The sequence below is a fragment of the Leifsonia sp. 1010 genome, assembly GCF_031455295.1.
In the GTDB taxonomy this organism is placed as follows: Bacteria; Actinomycetota; Actinomycetes; order Actinomycetales; family Microbacteriaceae; genus Leifsonia.
This window is the reverse complement of the sequence record NZ_JAVDSL010000001.1, coordinates 403,370-425,443: the sequence shown is the minus strand read 5'-3', so window position 1 is coordinate 425,443 and position 22,074 is coordinate 403,370. Positions and strand designations below refer to the sequence as shown.

The window sequence follows — 22,074 nt, the reverse complement described above, 5'->3', positions numbered from 1 at the left end:
CGCGTGGCGCCGACGTGTTCCAACCACCGAGAGGACGTGAGACGTGCCCGCGATCGTGATCATCGGCGCCCAGTGGGGTGACGAAGGCAAAGGCAAGGCGACCGACGTCCTCGGCAGCCGGATCGACTACGTCGTCAAGTTCAACGGCGGCAACAACGCCGGGCACACGGTCGTCGTCGGCGACGAGAAGTACGCCCTGCACCTCCTCCCCTCCGGCATCCTGACCGAGGGTGTCACGCCCGTCATCGCGAACGGTGTCGTCGTCGACATCGAGGTGCTGTTCGAGGAGCTCGACGCCCTGATCGCCCGCGGCGTCGACGTCTCGCGCCTCAAAGTCAGCTCGAACGCGCACGTGATCACCTCGTACCACCGCACCATCGACAAGGTGACGGAGCGCTTCCTCGGCAAGCGGCAGATCGGCACCACCGGTCGCGGCATCGGCCCGACATACGCCGACAAGATCAACCGCGTCGGCATCCGCATCCAGGACATCTTCGACGAGAACATCCTGCGGCAGAAGGTCGAGGGCGCCCTCGACCAGAAGAACCACCTGCTGGTGAAGGTCTACAACCGCCGCGCGATCACGGTCGACGAGGTCGTCGAGCAGCTGCTCGAGTACGCCGAGCGCCTGCGCCCCATGGTCGTCGACAGCTCCCTCCTGCTCAACCAGGCGCTGGAGGAGGGCAAGTACGTGCTCTTCGAGGGCGGCCAGGCGACGATGCTGGATGTCGACCACGGCACCTACCCGTTCGTCACCTCCTCCAACTCGACCGCCGGCGGCGCTGCGACCGGCTCGGGCATCGGCCCCAACCGGATCGACCGGGTCATCGGCATCGTCAAGGCGTACACCACGCGCGTCGGCGCCGGCCCGTTCCCGACCGAGCTGTTCGACGAGTGGGGCGAGTTCCTGCGCGAGCGCGGCTTCGAGTTCGGCACCACCACCGGCCGCCCGCGCCGCACCGGCTGGTACGACGCCCCCGTCGCCCGCTACACCGCGCGGGTGAACGGCGTGACCGACTTCGTGCTCACCAAGCTCGACACGCTCACCGGCATCGAGCGCATCCCGGTCGCCGTCGCCTACGACGTCGACGGCGTGCGCCACGACGAGGTGCCGGCCTCGCAGAGCGACTTCCACCACGCGAAGCCGATCTACGAGGAGTTCCCCGGCTGGACCGAGGACATCAGCGGAGCCCGCACGTTCGAGGACCTCCCGAAGAACGCGCAGGACTACGTGCTCGCCCTGGAGCGCCTCTCCGGCGCGCGCATCTCCGCGATCGGCGTCGGCCCGGCCCGCGACCAGATCGTGGTGCGCCACGACCTGATCGACTGAGTCAGGGGCGGGCGGCGCGGCCCGCGATTCGGCGATCCAAGGCGCTCAGCTCGTCGATGATCGCGGTGACCGCCCAGACCCGATTGCGCTGCCGATTGGTGATGGGGTGGATGATTCCCGCCTTCTCCAGCCGATCGAGCGCGTCGTAGACCGTCGACGTCGGGCGGCCGATGCGATCCTCCGCGGCCTCGGCGTCGAACACGGGATGCTCGAGGAGGGTGTCAACGAGCGCCGCGAGGGCGCTTCCCGGCCTGGGCGTCACCATCGTCGACCACTCGCTCGGCAGCTCCCGGATCGCCCGGATGGAGACGAGGGATTCCTCCGCCGCGATCCGGGTCGCGCGCGCGAGTTCGCGGACGATCGGGCCGGCGTGACCGGCGCGGTACTCGGTCAGCAGATCGAAGTAACGGCTCTGCTCTGCAGCAAGTGCGGAGGCGATGGGGGGTGTGGCGACAGTAGTGAGGCCGCGCCGGCGGAAGATCGCGCCGATGAGGGCGCGGCCGATGCGGCCGTTTCCGTCCGTGAACGGGTGAATGGACTCGAACTGCGCGTGCGCGATGGCGGCCTGAGTTATGACCGGAACGTCGTCGCGGTTGGCGAAGTGAAGAAGGTCGGCCATGAGGGTGTCGAGGCGTTCGGGAGTCGGCGGCACGTGCACGGCGTCGATCGGCGAGAAGTCGCTTCCGCCGATCCAGTTCTGCATGTCGCGCATCCGACCGGCGTAGGCGCTCTCTGCCGGATCGTCGACCATCAGTGCGCGGTGGGCCGTCAGCAACGACTCCATCGAGATCACACCAGTGCGACCGGCCTCCGCGGTCATCGCGCCGATCGCTCGCGCCGCCGAGACCATCGCGCTGGCGCTGCTGTTCGCGCGGACACCGGCCAGCGCACGAGCGAAGTCCTCCGTGGACGCGTCGATGTGCTCGATCTTCGAGGAAGCGATCGACTCGGTCCTGATCAGGAAGGTCGAGATCGCCGTCGCACCCGCCCGGGAATCGGCGTCCAGTTCGGCAAGCGCCCTGATGGCGCCCTCCTGGTCGACTTGTGCTGCGGGGTCGCTCGTCAGGGCCAGTCCGCCGATGAGCGGCGGGACAGTCGCGTCGACTGAGGTCAGCGTGCGATCGGCGCGCGATCCTCGGCCACTGCGATTCCGCCACGGCACCGTCTCCACGCCGTGAGCGGGCCAGTCGTCATCCATGTTCCGAATATAAAGCAGAAACCGGAACAACGGTTTAGTTATTCCGGTTTGACCGCCTCATCTCGGAATAACCGAGAGGCTATTCCGGGCTGTCGGACCGCGACGCCCGTCAGAACCAGGTGCTCAGCCGCGGGGGGACGGCCGTGCGGAAGAGGCGGCCCAGCGCACCCACGTCGCCCTGGATGCGACCGGCCAGGCCGAGCCCGCGCGCCAGATCGTGCCCGAGGTAGACGCTGCCGAGGGAGGCGACCGGCAGGGTGACATCGGCCGCGTCGTCGGTCGGGGCGACTTCGGCGCGTCCGTCCGCCACGGTAAGCCGGAAGCGGCCGGCGGCAAGGCCCAGGTCGTCCGTCACGTGGAGAACGAGGGAGCCGTCGCGCTCGTACGTCCGTGCCTGCAGGGCCGCGGGAACGTCGAGGATGCGCACCCAGAGGTGGTCCTCGAGGTCGGTGACCCGCGCGCCGCGGATGTCGGAGACCAGAGCAGGGAGGGGCTCGTCGACCCCGCGGGTCCACACCTTCACGGTGGCGACCAGGTCGAGGTCGAGCAGATAGCGCCAGAGCGCGGTGAGCGCCTCATCCGTCGCCGCCGCCAGGTAGTTCACCTCGACGGTGTGCCGCGTGAAGTCGTCGTCGCCCTTGACCACGTACGAGACGAAGCCCTCCGGCTCGCCCGACGGGGAGTCGTAGCGCACGAGCCGGTACTTGTCCGCGTCGGAACTGCCCTTGAGCGGACCGATCAGGCGGTGCGCCAGGTACGGCTCCAGCCCGATCTCGCCGGGCCGGCCCGCCATCACCGCGTCGAGCACGCGCTCGCCGGTCTCGCGGTATTCCTCCGGCTCGGCGAAAGACAGACGACCGGGCGTCTCGGCACCCGCCCAGCGGACGCGCTTGGTGTCCACGTTCCAGGCGGTCGCGAAGGTCGCGGGGCCGAATCCCCAACGCCCGTAGATGACCGATTCGGAGACAGTCAGGATGGCGAGCGGCACGCCGAGCGCGTGAGCGGTGCGCAGTTCGCCGCCGAGGAGGGCGCGGGCGATGCCTCGACGGCGGTGGGTGGGCGCGACGGTGACCGAGCTGATGGCCCAGGAGCCGACCCGCTCGCCGCCCGGAACGGTGAGCGGCGCGACCCAGGAGTTCACGGTGCCGACCGGTTCACGGGCGGGGATCGCGTCGTCGTAGACGCCCGTGGTGCGACGGCCCCCGAGGTAGCCGCGCGCCTCCTCCAGCACCTCGTCCTTCGGGCGTTCGCCGTGGAAACCGCGGAAGTCGGCGCGGATCCAGCCGTCGAACGCGGCGGGGTCGGCGGTGTCGACGAGGGTCAGGCGGAGTCCGCCCGCCTCGAGGTCGCTCGCGGAGGTCGGGTCGATGGGCTGGGTGAGGTAGTCCATCCCTTCACCGTATCGGGCCGGGCGTGACAGCGGCAGGTCTGCGGTCGGCTAGCGTGGAGGCATGAAGGTGCGGGGTCTCATCCAGAGCAGCGAGACGCAGGAGCTGACGGCGGAGGCGGACGACGCGCAGTCGGCCCGTGCGCTCATCGAGGAGCAGGTGCCCGAGGGGTTCGACCTGCTGCAGGTGCACAACGCGATGCCCCGCGGCGGTCGGGTGATCGCGAAGGCGATCATCCGCGAGGCCGCCATCCAGGAGATCGAGGTGGAGGGCGCCGACTACGCCGCCGCCCGAGACGCGCTGCGTGCCCGGATCCCGTCCACGCACCGCCTCCTCTCGATCGTCCCCCTCGACTGACCCGAGCCAACAGCTCCTGAGTTTTTCCGTCGATTCGCGAGGATTCGCCCGAAAAACTCAGGAGCTGTTGGCTTGTTAGCGGCTCAGAGGGGGAAGGGCTGCTCGGCAGCGCGCTCGAAGAGCGGCCAGAGCGCGGCGCCGAGGCGCGGCGAACGGGATGCGCGCGTCGCCGGCGCGTGCACCGGAGCGCCCTTCGTCCACAGCGCCGGCCCGAGGTAGTCGCCGCCCGAGATGGACGGGTCGAGCACCGCGCGGACGGGCACGTGCGCGCCCGCGTCCTTGCCCTGCGTCCACGCCGCCTGCAGGTTGTCGGCGAACCGCTTCAGCCGCGACGGCTGGTTGACGCCGCGGATTCCCGGCGTGCGCCCCGAGGTCGAGTAGCCGGGATGCACCACGATGCTCTGCACGTCCGACCCTGCCGCGCGCAGCCGCCGATCGAGCTCGAACCCGAACACCTGCGCCGCGATCTTGGAGCCCGCGTAGGCACGCCACGCGGTGTACGACCGCTCCAGCTGGAGGTCGTCGACACGCACACGGCCGAGCCGCGACGCCATCGACCCCAGCGTCACGATGCGTGACCCGGGGGTCCGCTGGAGGGCCGGGAGGCTGCGGGCCACCAGGCGGAAGTGCCCCAGGACATTCGTGGACAGCACCAGCTCGCTGCCGTACTCGTCCGTCTGCCGGGTGCGCGGCGGGTGCACGATTCCTGCGTTGAGCACCAGCGCATCCACCCGCTCGTAGGCCAGCAGGGCGTCGGCCGCCGCGTCGATCGATCGTCGGTCCGTCACGTCCAGCGGCAGTGCCTCGACCCGGGCACCCGGCACGCGCCGGCGGATCGCCGACACCGCGGCTTCCGCGCGCTCGGGATCGCGGCAGCCGAGCACCACCCGCGCGCCGGCCCCTGCGAGCTGCTCAGCGGTGAAGTACCCGACGCCCGCGTTCGCACCCGTGATGACGACCGTGCGTCCATGCGCGTTGGGCAGGGCCGACGCATCCCAGCCCATCCGCTACTTGCCGTTCTCGCCGGCGATGCGCTCGTGGTGGTGGATGACCTCCGCGATGATGAACGTCAGGAACTTCTCCGCGAAGGCGGGGTCGAGGTGGCTCTCCTCGGCCAGGGCCCGGAGGCGCTGGATCTGCTCCTTCTCGCGCTCCGGGTCGGCCGCCGGCAAGCCGTGCTCGGCCTTCAGCGCACCCACCTGCTGCGTGAACTTGAACCGCTCCGCGAGCATGTGGATGACCGCGGCGTCGATGTTGTCGATGCTCTGCCGGATGCTGTGCAGCTGCTCAAGCGCAGCCGCCACGTCGCTGTTTTCGGGCATGCTTCGACCCTACTGGGTCACAGACTGGGCGACGGCTCCGCGAGCACCCGCGTGAGAACCGGCCGCGTGGCCCGCAGGGCCGCCCACACGAGCAGCACCCCGGCGGCCAGGCACGCCGCCACCGTCACCAGCGTGAGCGGGGAGAGGAGGAGGCTCATCCCGGTGAGCGGCAGCACCACGACCGCCGCCGTGACCGCCGACCCGATCGCGGTCACCCGCAGGGGCGACAGGACGGCGCGGCTGCGCGCCGCGTTCATCTCGGCGACGGGCATCCCGATCCGGTCGAGGCTCACGTAGAGGTCGCGGCGGTCGAGGATGGCGGCCGCCTGGTTGACGCCGGCCGAGCACGCGACCATCAGGAACGACGCGATGACGGTGATGAGCACGCCGGTGCGGATGTCCGCGACCAGCAGCTGAGACTGCGGGTTGCCCGAGTCGCCCGCCGCATCCATGAGCGCGACGCCGACGCCGGCGAACACGGCCATGAAGCTGGTCATCGCGACACCGGATACCTGTCGCCAGGCGGCCTTGGGCGACTCGAGCACCGCGCGAGCCGCCAGCAGGCGCCGGGCGGTCCGCGCCCGACGGGCCTGCCCGGAGGCGACCAGCCGCAGGACCCACGGGCCGATGAGGTTCAGAACGGCGATGCTCCCGCCGAACCCGACGGCGAGCACGACCATCACGATCCCGATGTCGGCCACAGCCCGCAGCGCGGTCATGGCGACGGCGACGACGGCCACCACTCCGACCGTGATGAGGACGCGCACCCAGTGCACCCGCGGCGCCTGCTGCCGCGTGCGCACGCCGAGGGGAGACAGGATGACGCCGCGCAGCCCGACGACGGCGCTGACCGCGGCCAGGACTCCGATGCCGGCAACGGCGACGGCCACCCACAGCGGGGACAGCAGGATGGACATCCCGAGCGGCTCGCCGCGGAACGGGATGAGCGCCACCAAGGGTGACACGAGCAGCGCCACCAGGGCACCCGTGATCGCGCCGACGAGCGCCAGCACGGTCGACTCGATGACCGTCAGCGCGGTCACCAGCGCCGGCGTCGCACCGAGCAGCCGGAGGCTCGCGAGCCGGTCGTCCCTCCGCCGCGCCGAGAGCCGTGCGGCGGAACCGCCGAGCGCGACGAGCGGCACCACGAGCAGGGAGAGAGCGATGACCGCGAGCACCTGGTAGAGGCCGGCGATGTCGTCCGTCCACGAGAAGAACGCCTGAGCGCCACCCGCGACGATCAGGAGCAGCGCCGTCACGACAGCAAAAGCCACGACCGGCAGGATGACAGTGGAGCGGGCGGAGACGCTGCGCCGTCCAAACAGCCACGCGAGTCGCAGGGTCGTCATCGGGCGCTCACCTCGTCCACGATGCGCCCGTCGGCGAGGCGGAGGACGCGCGAGCACCGTGCGGCGACGGTCTCGTCGTGCGTGACCACGACGAGCGACCGGCCGCGGTCCGTCGTCGAGCGGATGAGCGCATCCATCACCTCGGCGGATGTCTGCGAGTCGAGAGCGCCGGTCGGCTCGTCGGCGAACACGACGGCTGCGCCAGTGGTCTGTGCCCGGGCGATCGCCACGCGCTGCGCCTGGCCGCCGGAGAGCTGGCCGATGCGGCGCGTTTCGTACCCGGCGAGGCCGAGGGCGGCGAGCCACATCGCCGCCGTCTGCTCGGCGGCGCGGCGATCCGTCCCGGTCAGCATCAGGGGAAGCGCGACGTTCTCGATCGCTGTCAGCTCGGGCAGCAGCAGCCCCTGCTGGAACACGAACCCGAACGCCTCGCGCCGCAGTCGCGACCGACCGGCCTCATCCAGCGTCGTGATCTCGAGCGGGCCGGTCGCGGTCGCCAGCGATACCGATCCGCTGTCGGGCGTGACGATGCCGGCCAGGCAGTGCAGCAGGGTGGTCTTACCCGAGCCGGAGGCGCCCATGATGGCGACCGACTCGCCGGGGGCGACCCGGAAGTCGACACCGGCGAGCGCGACGGAGGGGCCATAGGACTTGATGAGCGCGGTGGCGACGATGGCCGGCGGCGCAGCAGCGGGAACTGAGGTCATGCCTCCAGCCTGGCCGCGGGACGGAAAGCAGGCATCGGCCCGGAGGCTCATCGCTGCGCAGCCGGGTCATCCGCAGGATGTCATCCCGCGGTACCACGTCAGCCTGCGGCGACCCGGCCGACCTTCTCCGTCTTGTCCCAGCGCGCCTCCGCGCCCGCGAGCTCCTTGAGGTACGAGTCGAACGTGATCGCGCACAGCAGCGATCCGTATCCGGCCAGGTAGATCAGCGCGGGCGACAGCCAGCGGCCGGCGCGGACCTTCTCCGCCTTGCGCGCGAGCCAGGCGACGACCATGGAGAACGGGATCCAGATGTAGATCGCGAGCGTGATGGTGAACAGGGCCGGCTCGCTCAGCGTCACGCCGAACAGTCCGGGGAGCCACACCAGCACGACCGGCGGGAACAGGGCTGTGATCATCACCAGCATGTTGATGATGCCGGGGAACAGCAGGACGTGACCCAGCTCGTGCCTGGTCGACCTCCCGTCGGTCTGCGCTCCGAGGATGAGGACGAAGAGGTAGGCGAGCGCGGCCGAGATCCACAGGATGCGGAACACCGTAGTGGCGACCCCGTCCTGCAGGAAGAGCAGCCCGGCGAGGCCGATCGACGACAGGATCATGATCAGCGGGAGCAGCCACAGGCTGAACCAGACGATGCCGAAGCTGATGCCGCCCAGGTGGTGGAGGCGGGACGGCCGGAACCACACCTTGGAGTACCGCGCGGTGACCGTCACGTTGCCGCGCGCCCAGCGCAGCCGCTGCTTCCAGAGCGCGTCGACGGCGCGGGGCTCCTCGGCCAGTACGTGCGCGTGCGGTTCGAAGACGACCTTCTTGCCGAGCAGCTGCGTCTCGAACGTGGTGATCGTATCCTCCGCCAGCGAGGACGTGTCGATGCGGCCGCCGATCGCGAGCAGGTTCTCGCGGGTGTGCAGCTGCGCGCCGCCGGCGAGGCACGCTTGCGCGCCCAGCACGTTCTGCGCGCGACGGGCGGCCGGTTGCGAGAGCACGTACTCGACGCTGATGAACTTGGTGAGGTAGTTGCGGTCGCTGCTGCCCTCGCTGATGTACGCCGACACGGCGCCCACGTCGGGGTCGGCCAGGTGCCGCGTCATGCGCCGCAGCGACTCGGGGGTGTAGATGACGTCGGCGTCCATGATGAGGAGCGCCTCCATCCAATCGTCCTCCAGCACCTTCGCGATGCCGTGGTTGAGGGTGTGCGCCTTGCCCTGGCCGCCCTGTTCCCGGCGGAGCAGGTGGACGTTTCCCGGATACAGCTCGGCCCGGCCGCGGACGACGTCGGGGGTGTCGTCGGTGCTCGCGTCGTCGACCACGTAGATGCGCAGCGCGTCGCGCGGATAGTCCAGCTTCATCAGGCGGTCGATGGATGCGCCGATCACCGCACCCTCGTTCCAGGCCGGCACGACGATCGCCACGCGCGGGAGGTAGGGGGCCGCCTTCTTGTAGTGGTTGATCCAGGCGTGGAAGGGGATGACGACGAAGGTCGCGGCCGCGGCGATGACCGGGATGAGCCCGGTGAGCGCCAGGATGAGGCACACGATCACGCCGATCGTGTGCAGCACGCTGAGAATGTCCAACCGCAAGACCTCCCTGTTCTACCCTGCAGACTACCGCGGGCGGGCGCAATCACTCCCAAGACGGACGAGCCGCCATGCGCTCCCCGCTACCGTCGGGCACCGGAACTGCTCCAGGGGCTGGTCGAATGGATCGACCGCGTGCACCGCGCCCTCGTCGAGACCGGCGGCGCATACCCGTTGCTCTCTTACGGGACCGACTGACTCGGCTTCGCCATCTCGTCATCGCCGTCGCGTTCATCGGCCCGCTGCGCGATCCGATCCGCGACATCTGGGTGCTGCGCTTCGGGATGATCGCCTGCGTCATGGCGATCCCGTTCCCCTTGATCGCAGGCACGGTGCGCGGCATCCCGTGCGGCTGGCAGCTAGCCACACCGCTCCCGCGATCCGAACACCCCTTCGACCGGTGAGTCCCCGTTGATCACGCGCAGCGTCGAGCGTTGCTGAAAAAAGTCCACGGCTCGGCGTCATGAACCGAGGCTGGCTGTGTCTAAAGGAGTAACAGGCCTAACCGACCAGGAGTAGTGAACTGCCGACCGTTCCGGTTTGCCGGGTGACGGACAACCCCAGTTCATTTCGTTCGGTGTTGAACGAAGAGAAAGACTCAATGAAGAAGTTTCGTGTTCTGATGCCAGCCGCAACGCTGGCCGGGGTCTCCGTTATCGCGGCAAGCCTGACCGGGTTCGCCGCGCTGGACGCTGAGGAGGTCAACGCAGTGGATGCGGTGGCCGCGATCCAAGGTGTCGCGCCTGAGTCGCTTTCCGGCCTTGCCGCGACGAGTAGGGACAGCGTCACCGCTGCGGCTGCCACCGTCGAGGGCGGCAGGGTTGTGGTCCCGGCTGACCCGACCGACGGTCTCTCCCTCGGGGACTCGGTTCAGATCGGGTTGCCGTTTGCCCAGCACGCGTCCGACGCGACGGACTCGCAGCTTCCGGGCGTCGTGGCGTACGACAACAAGAACGGCTCGACCACCGTCCCGCTCATCAAGGCTGACGGAACCCTGCAGATCAATACGGTGATCGACAATGCCAACGCTCCGAGACGGTACGACTACCCGATCGGCGTTCCCCAGGGGGCGACCCTCACGCAGGATGCGAACGGTACTGTTGCGGTTGTCGCAGCGGACGGGTCGCCGCTGCGGGTTTTCGGTGAAGCCTGGGCGAAGGACGCCAACGGCAGCCCGGTGCCGACCCGCTACGAGGTGCACGGAAGTATCCTCACCCAGGTGATCGAGTTCAGCGAGCACACAGCGTTCCCCGTCATCGCTGACCCGTCGACCGGTGTGTACTCGTACAACTGCGTGCTTCAGAACGGCAGCAGCTACTTCCTTAAGCCGGGGACCGCGCTCAACACATGCAAAGGTTCGTATCTGCAGAAGTACATCAACGGCGCAAAGGTCCAGACCATCGCGCTTACCGGCTACGGGACCCCCGCGAACCCCAAAGCGTTCGGCACCCCCGACTGTTACATTGCGATCGGTGTTGGGCTGGGAACGCTCTATGGTCCCGGCTGGTTGGTCCGCTTCCTTTCCGGTGCGATCGGATACGTTGCTACCCAGGGACTGCCCAATATCACTGCTTGTCGAGGATGAAGAATGAGTAAGTCGCATGACCTTCCCCGTTGGATGAGGTGGTCGTTTGGTTTGCCACGGCTCTGGACCGGATTCGCTTGGCTTGGTCTTGCAGCATGCGTGACCGTCTTTGGTATCACGGCCAACAACACCGCTTCGTATGTTTTCGCGGGGTTGGCCTGCCTGTTTGGTGTGATCTTTATCGTCATCGCCACTCACGATAAGAAGTACAGGGTTGGGCGATACCAGCGTCTCGACTGACCGCCTGTCACCGCGCAGCCAGCCCCCTGGACACGTTGTCCGGGGGGCTGTGCTGTTTCTACTTCCATGCGCGCGAGCTGGTGCCGAGGCCGGCCTGTGGTGCGCATCTCCCCGGCTGCGATTGCAGCTGCAATGGGACGGGCGGAAGTTCGCGGGAGATTCCTCGTACTGCGGGTGGATGCTGACGGGGAAGTAGTGGTCCGGCTCGAAGGCGTCGTAGCCGTCGCGCAGCAGGTAGTCGATAACTCCTCCGCACGGCCGGCAGCGGGCGGCTTGGCACAGCAGCCGAAACTCGGTGCGCAGCATGGCCATGCGCCTACCTCGCCTACTGGCTCGCCCGGCGCCTGGAACGCGAACAGGCGCCCGCCCGCGAGGGCGAGCGCCTGCCGGTCGCCGGTCAGCGGGTGGTGGGAAGCGTTCCGCCCGCGGCGAGGCGCATGAGGTCGGAGCCGAGGTCGATGCCCAGCTCGTTGCCGCCGGCCGAGCCGAACTCGTGCTGGTAGCTGTCCCACGAGGTGTCCGTGATCTTGGACTCGACCTCGGACTCCATGAGCACGACCAGTTCGCGGGCGGCGCGGTCGATGCGCTTGCCGAGGGCCTTGTCCTGCCAGTCCTCGGTCGATGCGAACACCGAGGTCGGCGTGGTCATCGTCCGGAGGAAGGCGAACAGCGACCGCATCTCGCCGTCGACGACGAGCGCGTGGCGGGCGGTGCCCGCGGTCGCGCCGAGCACGACCGGTTTCGCGATCAGCAGGTCGTTGTCGAGCACCTGGAAGAACGAGGTGAACAGCCCGCTCGGTCCCGCCTTGTACACCGGCGCGGTCGCGATGATGCCGTCGGCCGACTTCAGCGCCTCGATCGCCTTGGTGAACTTCGGCCCCAGGTGGCCGGACGCCAGGGCGGCGCCCAGCTCGGGCAGAAGCTCCCGCAGGTCGAGGTTGAGCGTCTCGACCGTGCGGCCGTCACGCTGGGCGGCGGCCTCCACGCGCAGGGCGAGGCGGTCGGCGAGCATCTTGGTGGACGACGGGTCGCTGACGCCCGCGTTCACCACGACGACGCGGAACGGCCGCCGGTCTGATGTGTTCATGGTCTGTCCTTGTCTCGATCGATGGTCGGTGGATGCTGCCGGGCGTCAGAGCGCCGGGTAGCTCACCTCGACCTGCTCGTCGGTGTCCTGGTAGGGCGACGCTCCGGTGACGTTGTCGCCGCGGTTCGCGTTCGGGCGCGGCTGGCGCGGGTCAGTGTCGCCGTACTTCGCCTTCACGAGGGACGCGTGGGTGGGGGCGTCCGGCGTCTCCGGGTCCTTGCGCGCCTCGGTCTCCTTGCGGAGGACGGGGATGACGTGCTCGCCGAGCAGGTCGAGCTGCTCGAGCACCGTCTTGAGCGGCAGGCCGGCGTGGTCCATCAGGAACAGCTGGCGCTGGTAGTCGCCCGCCCACTCGCGGAACGTCAGCGTCTTGTCGATGACCTCCTGCGGGCTGCCGACGGTCAGCGGGGTCGCATCCGTGAACTCCTCCATCGTCGGCCCGTTGCCGTAGACCGGGGCCTCGTTGAAGTACGGGCGGAACTGGTTCTTCGCGTCCTGCGAGTTCTTCGCGATGAAGGCCTGGCCGCCGAGTCCGACGATCGCCTGCTTGGCGGTGCCGTGGCCGTAGTGCTCGAAGCGCTCGCGGTAGAACGCGATCAGACGCTGGAAGTGCTCCTTCGGCCAGAAGATGTTGTTGGCGAAGAACCCGTTGCCGTAGAACGCGGCCTGCTCGGCGACCTCCGGGGTGCGGATACTGGCGTGCCAGACGAACGGCGGCACGTCATCGAGGGGGCGCGGCGTGGAGGTGAAGCCCTGCAGCGGCGTGCGGAAGCGTCCCTCCCAGTCGACGACGTCCTCGCGCCACAGGCGGTGCAGGAGGTTGTAGTTCTCGAGCGCGAGCGGCAGGCTCTGGCGGATGTCCTGGCCGAACCACGGGTACACCGGGCCGGTGTTGCCGCGCCCGACCATGAGGTCCATGCGGCCCTTCGACAGGTGCTGGAGCATCGCGTACTCCTCGGCGATGCGCACTGGGTCGTTGGTGGTGATCAGGGTGGTGGATGTGGTGACCGTGAGCCGCTCGGTGAGGGCGGCGATGTGAGCCAGCAGGGTGGTGGGCGACGAGGAGAAGAACGGCGGGTTGTGGTGCTCGCCGATGGCGAAGACGTCCAGCCCGACCTCCTCCGCGTGCTTCGCGATCTTCACGATCGCGTCGATGCGCTCCGCCTCGCTCGGCGTCTCACCGGACACGGGGTCGCGGGTGATGTCGCTGACGGAGAAGATTCCGTACTGCATGACTGGCTCCTCAGGTTTGTTCTCGCCGTTTCTATGCAAACGCATACAACGCGACAGGGGGCGAGGTATTCCCATCCTGGCGCGCGCCGTCGCACGGGGGTAGGCCGGCGGTGTGAAACCGCAGGTCAGAGGGCTTGCGGATCGAGGTTCAGCGACTGATTCTCGAGCAGATTGAGGCTGCCGTCGTACGCGCGGCCGCTCGGGTTCAGCCAGAGCAGATCCTGAGAGGTGATGCCGAACCGCTGCGCGACGCCGTCGAACGTGTCTCCGGCCGCCACCACGTAGCGCGCGGGAGCACCGGAGGGGGTCGTCTCCGCAACGCCCCCTGCCGCGCCCGCACGCGCACCGCCATCGACGGGATGCACGTTGGTCGCCCGCTCGGGGATCGACCAGCGGACCGTGTTCACCGCGAGCACCTTGTCCGGGCCGAGCTCGACCGGGACGCCGTCGGGCGACGCGACGGACGAGTAGGTCACCAGGGTGCCGAGGTACGACGGGTTGCCGACGTAGCCCAGCGGGACGGTCGAGGCGGCGGCCGCGCCGTCCGTGGGGCCGCCGAGGGGGTGGTCGGCGACGCCATGCCAGGTGAGGCCGTCCCCGACCTGCGGTGGGACGTCGAGCAATGTGACCGAGACGGGCACCGGGACGCTCGAGGTGAACCCGCTGTACTGGATCGAGTACGTGTTGTCGCCGTTCGACACGATCCGGTAGTGGAAGTGGATGCTGCCCTTGGGCGACGCGACACTCGCCTCGGCGACGGTGGTGCCCGACGGGACCGGAGTGAGCGTCGGTGGCGGAGGCGGCGGTGCCGTCGGCGTCGGTGTCGCGCTGGGCGTCGGCGACGGCGGTGCGGAGTGCGTCGGCTTCGGCTTCGCCGTCGTGTGCCGCGCCACCGGCTTCGCGTGCGCACCTCCGTCGAAGAGGGCGCAGCCGGACAGCGCGATGGCGAGCGCGACGAGCATCCCCGCGGCCGCAGCGGTGCGGGCGCGCCTATTCGTTCGATACATGGTCCCCCCTCCGGGAACGCTACCAAATACCGGCTGGCCGGATCTCATCCATCCGTGTCCGATTCCCGCACGCGCGGGGTCGGTGGCACCCGCTAGCGTCGACAGGGTGAAGGTCGCTGTGCAGTTCGTCGCCATGGGGCTCGTGTGGGGCGCCAGCTTCCTGTTCATGAAGGTGGCCCTCGAGGGCGTGAGCTTCGGCCAGGTCGCATGGGCCAGGCTCGTGTTCGGTGCGCTGACGCTGGGCATCATCGCGCTCATCATGCGCGCGCGACTACCGCGGGAGCCGATCGTCTGGCTGCACTTCACGGTGGTCGCGGTCACCTACTGCGTCATCCCGTTCCTCCTGTTCGCGTGGGCCGAGCAGTACGTCTCCTCCAGCCTCGCGAGCATCTACAACGCCGTCACGCCGATCACGACGGCGATCCTCGTCACCGCCGCGTTCCGGGTCGAGAAGCTCAACCGCGACCAGGTGCTCGGCGTGCTGATCGGTGTCGTCGGCGTCGTCGTGGTGGTCGGGCCCTGGGCGGTGGATGCGCTGGCCGGCAGCCTCTGGGGCCAGCTCGCCTGCCTCGGGGCGGTCACGTGCTACGGGTTCAGCTTCGGCTACATCCGTAAGTTCATCAGCCCGCGAGCGGTGTCCGCGACGACGAGCGCGTTCATGAACATCGGGCTGGCCGCGGTCATCATGATCCTGCTGACGCCCGTGGTGGCGTGGCACCCGATCACGTTCAGCTGGCCGGTGCTGCTCTCCCTGCTGGCGCTAGGCGCCCTCGGGACGGGCGTCGTCTACATCTGGAACATGAACGTCCTGCGCGCGTGGGGTCCGACCGCGACATCGGGCGTCACCTACGTGACGCCGGTGGTCGGTGTGGCCCTCGGCATCCTCGTGCTCGGCGAGCACTTGACCTGGAACGAACCGGTGGGAGCCGTGATCGTGTTCGCCGGCATCCTGCTGACCCAGCAGCGCGTCCGGCTGTTCACCCGGCGTCAGGCCGAACTGGCCGCCCAGGAGGCCGCGGCGCGTTAGCTGTGGGCGCGGAGGAAGGCGATTGTCGCATCCAGCGCCGTGTGCGCCTCCGCGAACTTCAGGTGGAACTGGTACTCGTGCGGCAGTGCGGGCTCGTGGTCGGCGGGCCAGAACAGCTCGGTCACGTCGACGCCCTTCGCGCGCAGGGCGGCGGCCATCGGCACGGACTGCGTCCAGGTGAGGCCGTCGCCGTTGCCGCCGGAGATGTAGGTGGGCGGGAAGGCGGGGGTGACGTGCTGGATGGTCGACATCGTCGACCCGACATAGGTCTGGGACCAGTCCTTCGTGCCGCTGTACGACCACAGGGCGGTCTTGAAGCCCCAGCCGTCGATTCCGGTCAGGCTGGCGAGCGCGTCGAGGTCGTAGACCCCGCAGTTCAGCACGACGGCGGACAGCTGGTCCGGCTGGAGCGCGGGTGCGATCCCCATCAGGTTCGCGTACTCGGGGCTGGTGGTCAGGACGGCGAGCTGGCTGGCGAGCTGCGACCCGGCGGAGTCGCCGGCGAGGATGATGCGGCTGGGGTCGATGCCGAGCGTCTCGGCGTGCGCGTCCAGGTACGCGAGCGCGTCGTTGAGCTGTCGGACGGCGGTCGGGTAAGTCGCCTCGGGTCCGACGGTGTAGTTGAGGCCGACGGTCGTGAACCCCTGGTCGGCCAGGATGCGGAGGTAGGGGTCGACATTGGAGCTGGCGCCCGAGATCCAGGCGCCGCCGTGGATCCAGACCACGGTGGGGAGCGGGTCGGTGGCGCTGTCGGGGCGGAAGATGTCGAACGTCGTGTCGGGCGAGCCGGGTGCGTACCGCAGGCCCGTCTGCGCCGTCACCCCGGTGGTGGGCACGAACGGCTTCATCTCGGCGACCGTCTCGGCGGCGCCCTTCTCGAAGACGCTGCGGATCGCCAGCGCGGACGGCCACGGGGACGACGACGCGAGGCTGGCGAGGATGAGCACGCACAGCAGCACGATGGCGGTGACGGAGACGACGCGGCGGGCGCGCCGCGAGAGCAGTGGAGGCGTCGGCAGCTCGTCGGCGCGGGCACGGGTCATGCCCTCACCGTAGCGACCGAGGCCGCCTGCTCCGGAGTTTTTCGCCCTCAGACCGCGTGTCGGGGGCGAAAAACTCAGGAGCGGATGGCTGGGGAGGTGGCGCGGGAGGCGGGGGAGTTACGCGACCGTCGGGCCGAAGTGCTCGGGGAGCGTGGAGCGGTGGACGCCGCGGAGCTCCTCCAGGCCGATCGTGAAGAGGTCCTGCACCTCGAGCACGGGCTGGGCGCCGACCTCGGCGTCCGTCACGCCGATGCGGAGCGCGGGGATGCCGCGGCCGGCGCACAGGCCGCGGAACTTGACGTCGTCCTCGCGCGGGACGGTGACCAGGACGCGCGCGGTCGACTCCGAGAAGAGCGCGGTCGCCGCATCCACCCCGTCGCGCTCCTCGATCTCGGTGAGCCAGACGCGGGCGCCGACGCCGAAGCGGATGACGCTCTCGGCGAGGGCCTGCGCCAGGCCGCCGTCGGCGAGGTCGTGCGCGGACGAGACCAGACCCTCCAGGGAGGCCGCGTGCAGCGCCTCGGCGAGCGAGCGCTCGGCGTCGAGGTCGACCGCCGGCGGGTGTCCGCCGAGGTGGCCGTGGATGGTGCCGGCCCAGGCCGAGCCGTCCAGCTCTTCACGGGTGACGCCGAGGAGGTAGATATTCTCGCCCTCGTCCTGCCAGCCGCTCGGGATGCGCCGGGCGACGTCGTCGATCACGCCGAGCACTCCGACCACGGGGGTCGGGAAGATCGGGGTGTCGCCGGTCTGGTTGTAGAAGGAGACGTTGCCGCCGGTGACCGGGATCTCGAGCTCCAGACAGGCGTCCGAGAGTCCCTCGACCGCCTGCGAGAACTGCCACATGACCTCGGGGTTCTCCGGGCTGCCGAAGTTGAGGCAGTCGGTGACCGCGACGGGCACCGCGCCGGAGGCGGCGACGTTGCGGTACGCCTCGGCCAGCGCCAGCTTGGCGCCCTGCTTCGGGTCGAGCTGGCAGTAGCGGCCATTGGCGTCGGTCGCGATGGCGAAGCCGAGGCCCGACTCCTCGTCGACGCGGATCATGCCCGCGTCGTCGGGGAAGGCGAGCGCGGTGTTGCCACCCACGAAGTAGTCGTACTGGTCGGTGACCCAGCCCTTGTCGGCGAGGTTGGCGCTGCCGAGCAGGGCGAGCGTCTGCTCCCGCAGCTCGTCTCCGGTCGTGGGGCGGGCGAGCACGGAGGCCGAGTCGTCCTGCAGCGCGTCGATCCAGGTCGGGTAGGCGACGGGACGCTCGTAGACCGGACCATCGACCGCGACGGTGCGCGGGTCGACGTTGACGATCTCCTCGCCCTTCCAGTTGATGACGAGGCGGCCGGTCTCGGTGACCTCGCCCAGCACGCTGGTCTCGACATCCCACTTGGCGGTGACGGCGAGGAAGGCGTCGAGCAGTTCCGGCTTGACGACGGCCATCATGCGCTCCTGGCTCTCCGACATGAGGATCTCCTCAGCGGTGAGGCTCGGGTCGCGCAGGAGCACCTTGTCGAGTTCGATGAACATCCCGCCGTCGCCGTTGGAGGCGAGCTCGCTGGTCGCGCAGGAGATGCCGGCGGCGCCCAGATCCTGGATGCCCTCGACCAGCTTGTCGCGGAACAGCTCCAGGCAGCACTCGATGAGCACCTTCTCGGCGAACGGGTCGCCGACCTGCACGGCCGGACGCTTGGTCGGGCCGCCCGCGGAGAACGTGTCGGACGCGAGGATGCTGGCCCCGCCGATCCCGTCGCCGCCGGTGCGTGCACCGAACAGCACGACCTTGTTGCCGGCGCCGGACGCGTTCGCCAGGTGCAGGTCCTCGTGGCGGAGCACGCCGACCGAGAGGGCGTTGACCAGCGGGTTGCCCTGGTACACCGGGTCGAAGTAGGTCTCGCCGCCGATGTTGGGCAGGCCCAGGCAGTTGCCGTAGAAGGAGATGCCGGAGACGACGCCGTGCACGACGCGCGCGGTGTCCGGGTTGTCGATGGCGCCGAAGCGCAGCTGGTCCATCACGGCGACCGGTCGGGCGCCCATGGAGATGATGTCGCGCACGATGCCGCCGACGCCGGTCGCGGCGCCCTGGAACGGCTCGATGTAGGAGGGGTGGTTGTGCGACTCCACCTTGAAGGTGACCGCCCAGCCTTCGCCGACGTCCACGACGCCGGCGTTCTCGCCCATGCCGACCATGAGGTTCTTCTTCATCGCCGGGCTGACCTTCTGCCCGAACTGCCGCAGATAGATCTTCGACGACTTGTAGGAGCAGTGCTCCGACCACATCACCGAGTACATCGCCAGCTCGCCGCTGGTGGGGCGGCGGCCGAGGATCTCGCGGATGCGCGCGTACTCGTCCTCCTTGAGCCCGAGAGCCGCGAACGGCTGCTCCCGCTCCGGGGTCTCGATCGCGTTCGCGACGGTGTCGACGACGTGGGCGGTGGCGGTGTCGGTCACGCGGGCACTCCAGGCTGGGCGGGGCTGGGCGGGGATGTGCTCCAGTCTACCGGGCTGCGGAGACGGTCAGGCCGGGCAGTGCTCCTTCGGAATCACCCGGACCGAGTTCATCCCGTATGGAAGGACTGCGTCGTTGCCGATCTGAATGCTCCACACGACGTCGCGCATCACCGCGAAGACGATCCATCCCCCGCGATCGTCGGTCAGGCCGTAATAGTCGACTCTGTCGCTGTATCCACCGGTTCTCTCGATTCCCGGATACGCCGCCAGCAGTTCGGCCCGGGTGGAGCTGATGCCGATGCCCTCCGGAGTCCTGGGAGTGACTGCACGATCGTCCCGGTCGGGGGCCCCGAGATTGCCGAATTCGATCGTCGCCGTCCGGCCCGAGTCATCTTGGGCCCCGACGAAGTAGAACCACAATTCGGATGGTGACTGCAGAACGGACTGAGCATCCACGCAGATCGAATCCGTCACATCGGCGAAGGCGGGGACCACCTCGTGCTGCGACCTGAACGGTGCTCGGAGTTTCACTGGCCCGACCCCGTCGAACCCGATCGCCCACGTCGAGGGATCTGCGGGATCCGGCGCGACGAGGGTCGGTGTGGGTGACGGTGTCGCGGTGGGCGTCGGTGTCGCGGTGGGCGTCGGTGTCGGTGGCGGTGTCATGGTGGGGTTCGGGGTTGGTGCGGCGACCGGAGCGGGGTCGAGCAGCCCGGTGCCGAGCGCGTAAGCGACAGTGCCGCCTGAGATGGTCAGGGCGAGCACCACGAGGGTCGCGATCAGGGCGGTGCGTTTGCGGCCGCCCGCGCGTCCGGGGTGGGCGGCCGCGTTGTCGACCACCAGCTCGCGGATCGCCGCTTTGCGGCGCGGGTCGAAGGTGGGCTCGTCGCTCATCGCTCTCCTCCGTTCATCAGTTCTGCGAGTCGGGACTTGGCGCGGGACAGGCGCGACTTCACGGTTCCGGGCGCGATCCCCAGCGCCTCGGCCGCCTCTGCTGTGCTGAGTTCTTCGAGCACGCAGAGGGTGAGGATGTCCTGGTCGCGTCTCGGCAGTGTCGCGAGCGCCGTGCGCAACGCGGCTCGGCGCGCATCCCGGTCGATGCGGTCGTCGACTGCGGACGCGTGATCGGGCGAGTGCTCCGGGGGCGGCAGCTGCTGCAGGCCGTCCCGGTAGCGGCGGGAGGCGCGTGCGTAGTTGCGGAAGACGAAGTTCGTCATCACCAGCAGCCAGCCGATGACCGACCCGTTCACCACCCGCATCGAATCCCGTCGGCGCCACGCCTCGAGGAACACGACCGCGGTCACGTCCTCCGCGTCGTGGATCGACGCCGTCAGCCGGATGGCTTGCCGGAAAACGCGGTCATGGTGCAGGTCGAACAGTGTCCCGAACGCATCCGGATCTCCGGCGTTCACGCGTTCGAGCACGTCCGGCTCGTCGATTCGGATTCCCCTCACATTTATGAAGTGTCCACGACGGAGGCCGCGGTTCCCGAATCGCCGAATAGTGGGCGGCCGACCTGATCTGGCCTCTCCGGCAACCCAGCGCTCTTCGCCCTGAAAGCGGTGAGAACGAGTGACCTAGCAGCGGAGCGGGCTCGGCGGGTCCGCACTGCTGCAAAATATGGACGTGGGTCGAAAGGGCCGGAATGCGGCCATCCAGGTGAGGGACGGGAGCATATCGTGACGAAAGCGGACCGGAACGGGAGCAGCCGAGATGAAGAGCGCATCCGTCGTCTCTGAGTACAACGATCTGTTCGAGAAGTTCGCATCGCTGCTCGTCGAGAACGGTGGCCACCGCGCTCCGGGTATGGCCCAACTCGTCGACGCTGAGGGCCGCATGATCACCGTGTTCGCCACGACGTCTGACGAGTGGCTGGCGGAGTTGCAGCTGCCCCCGGAGTCGCCGGAAGGCACCGTGGGGCGCCCACCTCAGCAGCCGCTCTCGTCCCTCACCGCGTGCACGGTGGAGTGTCGTTGGGAGACGCTGTTCGTGTCGTGGGTCCAGCGGCTTGCGCAGCAGAGTTCGGCCGACGTCTGGGTACTCGATGGGGATGACGTGCTCTGGGCATCCGACCAGCTCGACGCCGACGCGTTGCGCCTGTGATGCTTGGACCACATCTCGAAGCCTTGGGGGGACATTGACGGGGTTTCGGATGCTGTCGGCCGACACCATCGAGGAACTGTCCGGATCGACCGTTCACATCCTCGGCAGAACCGGGCTGCGGGTGACGCTGCATGGCGACACGTACACGATCGACTCCGAGATGCTCGCGCTGCCGATGAGCATCGTGCTGTATCGGAGCTCAGTGGCGCCCGATGGTCCAGCCGGGTCAGCTGGAGTGTGCCAGTTCGCCGTCGATGCACTCACGTGGGCCGGGTTCGCGGTCGAGACGATCTGAATGAGCGTCTACTACCTCAGCTCCCTCGACTCCTCGCTGTTCGAGCCCGTGCGGCGCTGCACCCTCATCACGACGCTCGCGTTCGACACCGGCAGATCAGCGCTCGTGGTCGACCTGGATCCCGCGGTCGTCGGGCATAACTTCAACGTGGGAGACGATCTGAGCCGCTTCATCCTGACCTCCCGGTTCCAAGGCGACGATGTGGCCGCCATCGACCGTTTTCCGTTCTTCGCGTACATCTGTCTGCCCAAGAACGGATGGCCGGAGCTCGAGACTCCTCTGCGCGCCGCCGACGTCGATATCGTGGCCTGGGGCGAGCTCTACCGCACAGCGGACGATGCCTCGGCGCACAGGTTCGACTCGTAGCCCGTGAGGGCGAGGGCGAAGACGCATCGGAGGGTGGCAGTGTCGCATGAGGGCGACTTCGACAACGCGATGGCAGAGGTGACGGCCGCAATATTGGCGTCCGGCACCGATCGGATCTACTCGGTGCTCATGGCAGCCGGTGTACGCTTCAGCGACCTCATGCAGTCCCGCCACGGTCCTGCGGCGTACCGAGTCTGGATGAACATCAGCGACCTCGTCGACGACCCTCGGGGTCCACGGTCTGAGGAGAAGGCGCTGTTCGTCGCAACACAGGCGGCACGAGAATGGCAGACACTCGACACCCGGTCGCAGCAAGTAGTGGACGCTTATTTCGCCCGCTGGTCGGCCAACGTCTGACCTCGCCGTGCAGCAGCGCGGCGGTTCCGCAGAGGTCAGCCGGATGCCG

22 protein-coding genes are annotated in these 22,074 nt (G+C 68.9%); 8 read left to right on the top strand and 14 right to left on the bottom strand.

Annotated features, from left to right (window positions below; all coding sequences use genetic code 11):
• Nucleotides 1–43 precede the first annotated feature (43 nt).
• Nucleotides 44–1,330 (top strand): adenylosuccinate synthase, encoded by a 1,287-nt coding sequence (locus J2Y42_RS02045; protein WP_309854482.1) that lies wholly within the window; start codon nucleotides 44–46, stop codon nucleotides 1,328–1,330.
• A 1-nt stretch (nucleotide 1,331) separates the two neighbouring features.
• On the opposite strand, the gene J2Y42_RS02040 is transcribed toward J2Y42_RS02045, so the two are convergent.
• Both J2Y42_RS02040 and J2Y42_RS02035 read right to left on the bottom strand, forming a co-directional pair.
• Nucleotides 1,332–2,528, bottom strand: coding sequence for a Fic family protein (locus J2Y42_RS02040; RefSeq protein ID WP_309854479.1), 1,197 nt, complete (start codon nucleotides 2,526–2,528; stop codon nucleotides 1,332–1,334).
• Nucleotides 2,529–2,637: 109 nt separating this feature from the next.
• Nucleotides 2,638–3,918 carry a GNAT family N-acetyltransferase gene (locus tag J2Y42_RS02035; RefSeq protein WP_309854477.1) on the bottom strand — a complete coding sequence of 427 codons (1,281 nt, stop codon included), beginning with the start codon at nucleotides 3,916–3,918 and terminating at the stop codon, nucleotides 2,638–2,640.
• Between the two features lie 61 nt (nucleotides 3,919–3,979).
• Between J2Y42_RS02035 and J2Y42_RS02030 the strand changes: the two genes are divergently transcribed.
• On the top strand, nucleotides 3,980–4,273 hold the full coding sequence (locus tag J2Y42_RS02030; RefSeq protein WP_309854475.1) for a hypothetical protein: 294 nt from the start codon (nucleotides 3,980–3,982) through the stop codon (nucleotides 4,271–4,273).
• Between the two features lie 83 nt (nucleotides 4,274–4,356).
• Here J2Y42_RS02030 and J2Y42_RS02025 read toward each other — a convergent pair whose 3' ends face one another.
• The 5 genes from J2Y42_RS02025 to J2Y42_RS02005 form a co-directional block, all read right to left on the bottom strand.
• Nucleotides 4,357–5,277, bottom strand: coding sequence for an SDR family NAD(P)-dependent oxidoreductase (locus J2Y42_RS02025; RefSeq protein WP_309854472.1), 921 nt, complete (start codon nucleotides 5,275–5,277; stop codon nucleotides 4,357–4,359).
• 3 nt (nucleotides 5,278–5,280) lie between these two features.
• Complete coding sequence (locus J2Y42_RS02020; RefSeq protein ID WP_309854470.1) at nucleotides 5,281–5,595, bottom strand: chorismate mutase; 315 nt, start codon at nucleotides 5,593–5,595, stop codon at nucleotides 5,281–5,283.
• 17 nt (nucleotides 5,596–5,612) lie between these two features.
• On the bottom strand, nucleotides 5,613–6,944 hold the full coding sequence (locus J2Y42_RS02015; protein WP_309854467.1) for an FtsX-like permease family protein: 1,332 nt from the start codon (nucleotides 6,942–6,944) through the stop codon (nucleotides 5,613–5,615).
• Nucleotides 6,941–7,651 carry an ABC transporter ATP-binding protein gene (locus tag J2Y42_RS02010; protein ID WP_309854464.1) on the bottom strand — a complete coding sequence of 237 codons (711 nt, stop codon included), beginning with the start codon at nucleotides 7,649–7,651 and terminating at the stop codon, nucleotides 6,941–6,943. The genes J2Y42_RS02015 and J2Y42_RS02010 overlap by 4 nt, the downstream gene beginning before the upstream one ends.
• A 98-nt stretch (nucleotides 7,652–7,749) precedes the next feature.
• On the bottom strand, nucleotides 7,750–9,228 hold the full coding sequence (locus tag J2Y42_RS02005; protein ID WP_309854461.1) for a glycosyltransferase: 1,479 nt from the start codon (nucleotides 9,226–9,228) through the stop codon (nucleotides 7,750–7,752).
• A gap of 619 nt (nucleotides 9,229–9,847) precedes the next feature.
• On the opposite strand from J2Y42_RS02005, the gene J2Y42_RS02000 reads away from it, so the two are divergent.
• On the top strand, nucleotides 9,848–10,831 hold the full coding sequence (locus tag J2Y42_RS02000) for a hypothetical protein (RefSeq protein WP_309854458.1): 984 nt from the start codon (nucleotides 9,848–9,850) through the stop codon (nucleotides 10,829–10,831).
• Between the two features lie 637 nt (nucleotides 10,832–11,468).
• Here J2Y42_RS02000 and J2Y42_RS01995 read toward each other — a convergent pair.
• The 3 genes from J2Y42_RS01995 to J2Y42_RS01985 form a co-directional block, all read right to left on the bottom strand.
• Nucleotides 11,469–12,158, bottom strand: a complete 690-nt coding sequence (locus tag J2Y42_RS01995) for a CE1759 family FMN reductase (RefSeq protein ID WP_309854456.1) — start codon at nucleotides 12,156–12,158, stop codon at nucleotides 11,469–11,471.
• Nucleotides 12,159–12,203: 45 nt separating this feature from the next.
• Complete coding sequence (locus tag J2Y42_RS01990; protein ID WP_309854454.1) at nucleotides 12,204–13,391, bottom strand: LLM class flavin-dependent oxidoreductase; 1,188 nt, start codon at nucleotides 13,389–13,391, stop codon at nucleotides 12,204–12,206.
• 125 nt (nucleotides 13,392–13,516) lie between these two features.
• Nucleotides 13,517–14,398 (bottom strand): LysM domain-containing protein, encoded by an 882-nt coding sequence (locus J2Y42_RS01985; protein WP_309854450.1) that lies wholly within the window; start codon nucleotides 14,396–14,398, stop codon nucleotides 13,517–13,519.
• Between the two features lie 106 nt (nucleotides 14,399–14,504).
• Here J2Y42_RS01985 and J2Y42_RS01980 point away from each other — a divergent pair, with 106 nt between their 5' ends.
• Nucleotides 14,505–15,425 carry a DMT family transporter gene (locus J2Y42_RS01980; RefSeq protein WP_309854447.1) on the top strand — a complete coding sequence of 307 codons (921 nt, stop codon included), beginning with the start codon at nucleotides 14,505–14,507 and terminating at the stop codon, nucleotides 15,423–15,425.
• On the opposite strand, the gene J2Y42_RS01975 is transcribed toward J2Y42_RS01980, so the two are convergent.
• The 4 genes from J2Y42_RS01975 to J2Y42_RS01960 all read right to left on the bottom strand — a co-directional run bounded on the left by J2Y42_RS01975 (nucleotide 15,422) and on the right by J2Y42_RS01960 (nucleotide 20,358).
• On the bottom strand, nucleotides 15,422–16,468 hold the full coding sequence (locus tag J2Y42_RS01975) for an alpha/beta hydrolase (RefSeq protein WP_309854444.1): 1,047 nt from the start codon (nucleotides 16,466–16,468) through the stop codon (nucleotides 15,422–15,424). The two genes, J2Y42_RS01980 and J2Y42_RS01975, sit on opposite strands and share 4 nt — an antisense overlap.
• 117 nt (nucleotides 16,469–16,585) lie before the next feature.
• Complete coding sequence (gene purL, locus J2Y42_RS01970; protein ID WP_309854441.1) at nucleotides 16,586–18,904, bottom strand: phosphoribosylformylglycinamidine synthase subunit PurL; 2,319 nt, start codon at nucleotides 18,902–18,904, stop codon at nucleotides 16,586–16,588.
• A 66-nt stretch (nucleotides 18,905–18,970) separates the two neighbouring features.
• A complete protein-coding gene (locus J2Y42_RS01965; RefSeq protein WP_309854438.1) occupies nucleotides 18,971–19,798 on the bottom strand; it encodes a hypothetical protein in 828 nt (275 codons plus the stop codon).
• The gene (locus tag J2Y42_RS01960; protein ID WP_309854436.1) at nucleotides 19,795–20,358 is read right to left on the bottom strand and encodes an RNA polymerase sigma factor; all 564 of its coding nucleotides are present in this window, start codon (nucleotides 20,356–20,358) and stop codon (nucleotides 19,795–19,797) included. Before J2Y42_RS01960 ends, J2Y42_RS01965 begins: the two co-directional genes overlap by 4 nt.
• A 259-nt stretch (nucleotides 20,359–20,617) precedes the next feature.
• Here J2Y42_RS01960 and J2Y42_RS01955 point away from each other — a divergent pair, with 259 nt between their 5' ends.
• The 4 genes from J2Y42_RS01955 to J2Y42_RS01940 are packed head-to-tail and all read left to right on the top strand — an operon-like array spanning nucleotide 20,618 to nucleotide 22,025.
• Entirely contained in the window at nucleotides 20,618–21,007 is a 390-nt protein-coding gene (locus J2Y42_RS01955; RefSeq protein ID WP_309854433.1) for a hypothetical protein, read from the top strand.
• 49 nt (nucleotides 21,008–21,056) lie between these two features.
• Nucleotides 21,057–21,302 (top strand): hypothetical protein, encoded by a 246-nt coding sequence (locus J2Y42_RS01950; RefSeq protein ID WP_309854431.1) that lies wholly within the window; start codon nucleotides 21,057–21,059, stop codon nucleotides 21,300–21,302.
• Entirely contained in the window at nucleotides 21,303–21,668 is a 366-nt protein-coding gene (locus tag J2Y42_RS01945) for a hypothetical protein (RefSeq protein ID WP_309854427.1), read from the top strand. It begins immediately after the preceding gene.
• A gap of 33 nt (nucleotides 21,669–21,701) precedes the next feature.
• Nucleotides 21,702–22,025: a hypothetical protein gene (locus J2Y42_RS01940; protein ID WP_309854424.1), complete on the top strand. Its 324-nt coding sequence runs from the start codon at nucleotides 21,702–21,704 to the stop codon at nucleotides 22,023–22,025.
• The last annotated feature ends 49 nt before the right edge of the window (nucleotides 22,026–22,074 follow it).

What these genes read in the sequence shown, in the direction of transcription:
- J2Y42_RS02040 (WP_309854479.1), bottom strand. Translation starts at nt 2,528, where the DNA reads ATGGATGACGACTGGCCCGCTCACGGCGTGGAGACGGTGCCGTGGCGG.
- J2Y42_RS02035 (WP_309854477.1), bottom strand. Translation starts at nt 3,918, where the DNA reads ATGGACTACCTCACCCAGCCCATCGACCCGACCTCCGCGAGCGACCTC.
- J2Y42_RS02030 (WP_309854475.1), top strand. Translation starts at nt 3,980, where the DNA reads ATGAAGGTGCGGGGTCTCATCCAGAGCAGCGAGACGCAGGAGCTGACG.
- J2Y42_RS02025 (WP_309854472.1), bottom strand. Translation starts at nt 5,277, where the DNA reads ATGGGCTGGGATGCGTCGGCCCTGCCCAACGCGCATGGACGCACGGTC.
- J2Y42_RS02020 (WP_309854470.1), bottom strand. Translation starts at nt 5,595, where the DNA reads ATGCCCGAAAACAGCGACGTGGCGGCTGCGCTTGAGCAGCTGCACAGC.
- J2Y42_RS02015 (WP_309854467.1), bottom strand. Translation starts at nt 6,944, where the DNA reads ATGACGACCCTGCGACTCGCGTGGCTGTTTGGACGGCGCAGCGTCTCC.
- J2Y42_RS02010 (WP_309854464.1), bottom strand. Translation starts at nt 7,651, where the DNA reads ATGACCTCAGTTCCCGCTGCTGCGCCGCCGGCCATCGTCGCCACCGCG.
- J2Y42_RS02000 (WP_309854458.1), top strand. Translation starts at nt 9,848, where the DNA reads ATGAAGAAGTTTCGTGTTCTGATGCCAGCCGCAACGCTGGCCGGGGTC.
- J2Y42_RS01995 (WP_309854456.1), bottom strand. Translation starts at nt 12,158, where the DNA reads ATGAACACATCAGACCGGCGGCCGTTCCGCGTCGTCGTGGTGAACGCG.
- J2Y42_RS01990 (WP_309854454.1), bottom strand. Translation starts at nt 13,391, where the DNA reads ATGCAGTACGGAATCTTCTCCGTCAGCGACATCACCCGCGACCCCGTG.
- J2Y42_RS01985 (WP_309854450.1), bottom strand. Translation starts at nt 14,398, where the DNA reads ATGTATCGAACGAATAGGCGCGCCCGCACCGCTGCGGCCGCGGGGATG.
- J2Y42_RS01975 (WP_309854444.1), bottom strand. Translation starts at nt 16,468, where the DNA reads ATGACCCGTGCCCGCGCCGACGAGCTGCCGACGCCTCCACTGCTCTCG.
- J2Y42_RS01965 (WP_309854438.1), bottom strand. Translation starts at nt 19,798, where the DNA reads ATGAGCGACGAGCCCACCTTCGACCCGCGCCGCAAAGCGGCGATCCGC.
- J2Y42_RS01955 (WP_309854433.1), top strand. Translation starts at nt 20,618, where the DNA reads ATGAAGAGCGCATCCGTCGTCTCTGAGTACAACGATCTGTTCGAGAAG.
- J2Y42_RS01950 (WP_309854431.1), top strand. Translation starts at nt 21,057, where the DNA reads ATGCTGTCGGCCGACACCATCGAGGAACTGTCCGGATCGACCGTTCAC.
- J2Y42_RS01945 (WP_309854427.1), top strand. Translation starts at nt 21,303, where the DNA reads ATGAGCGTCTACTACCTCAGCTCCCTCGACTCCTCGCTGTTCGAGCCC.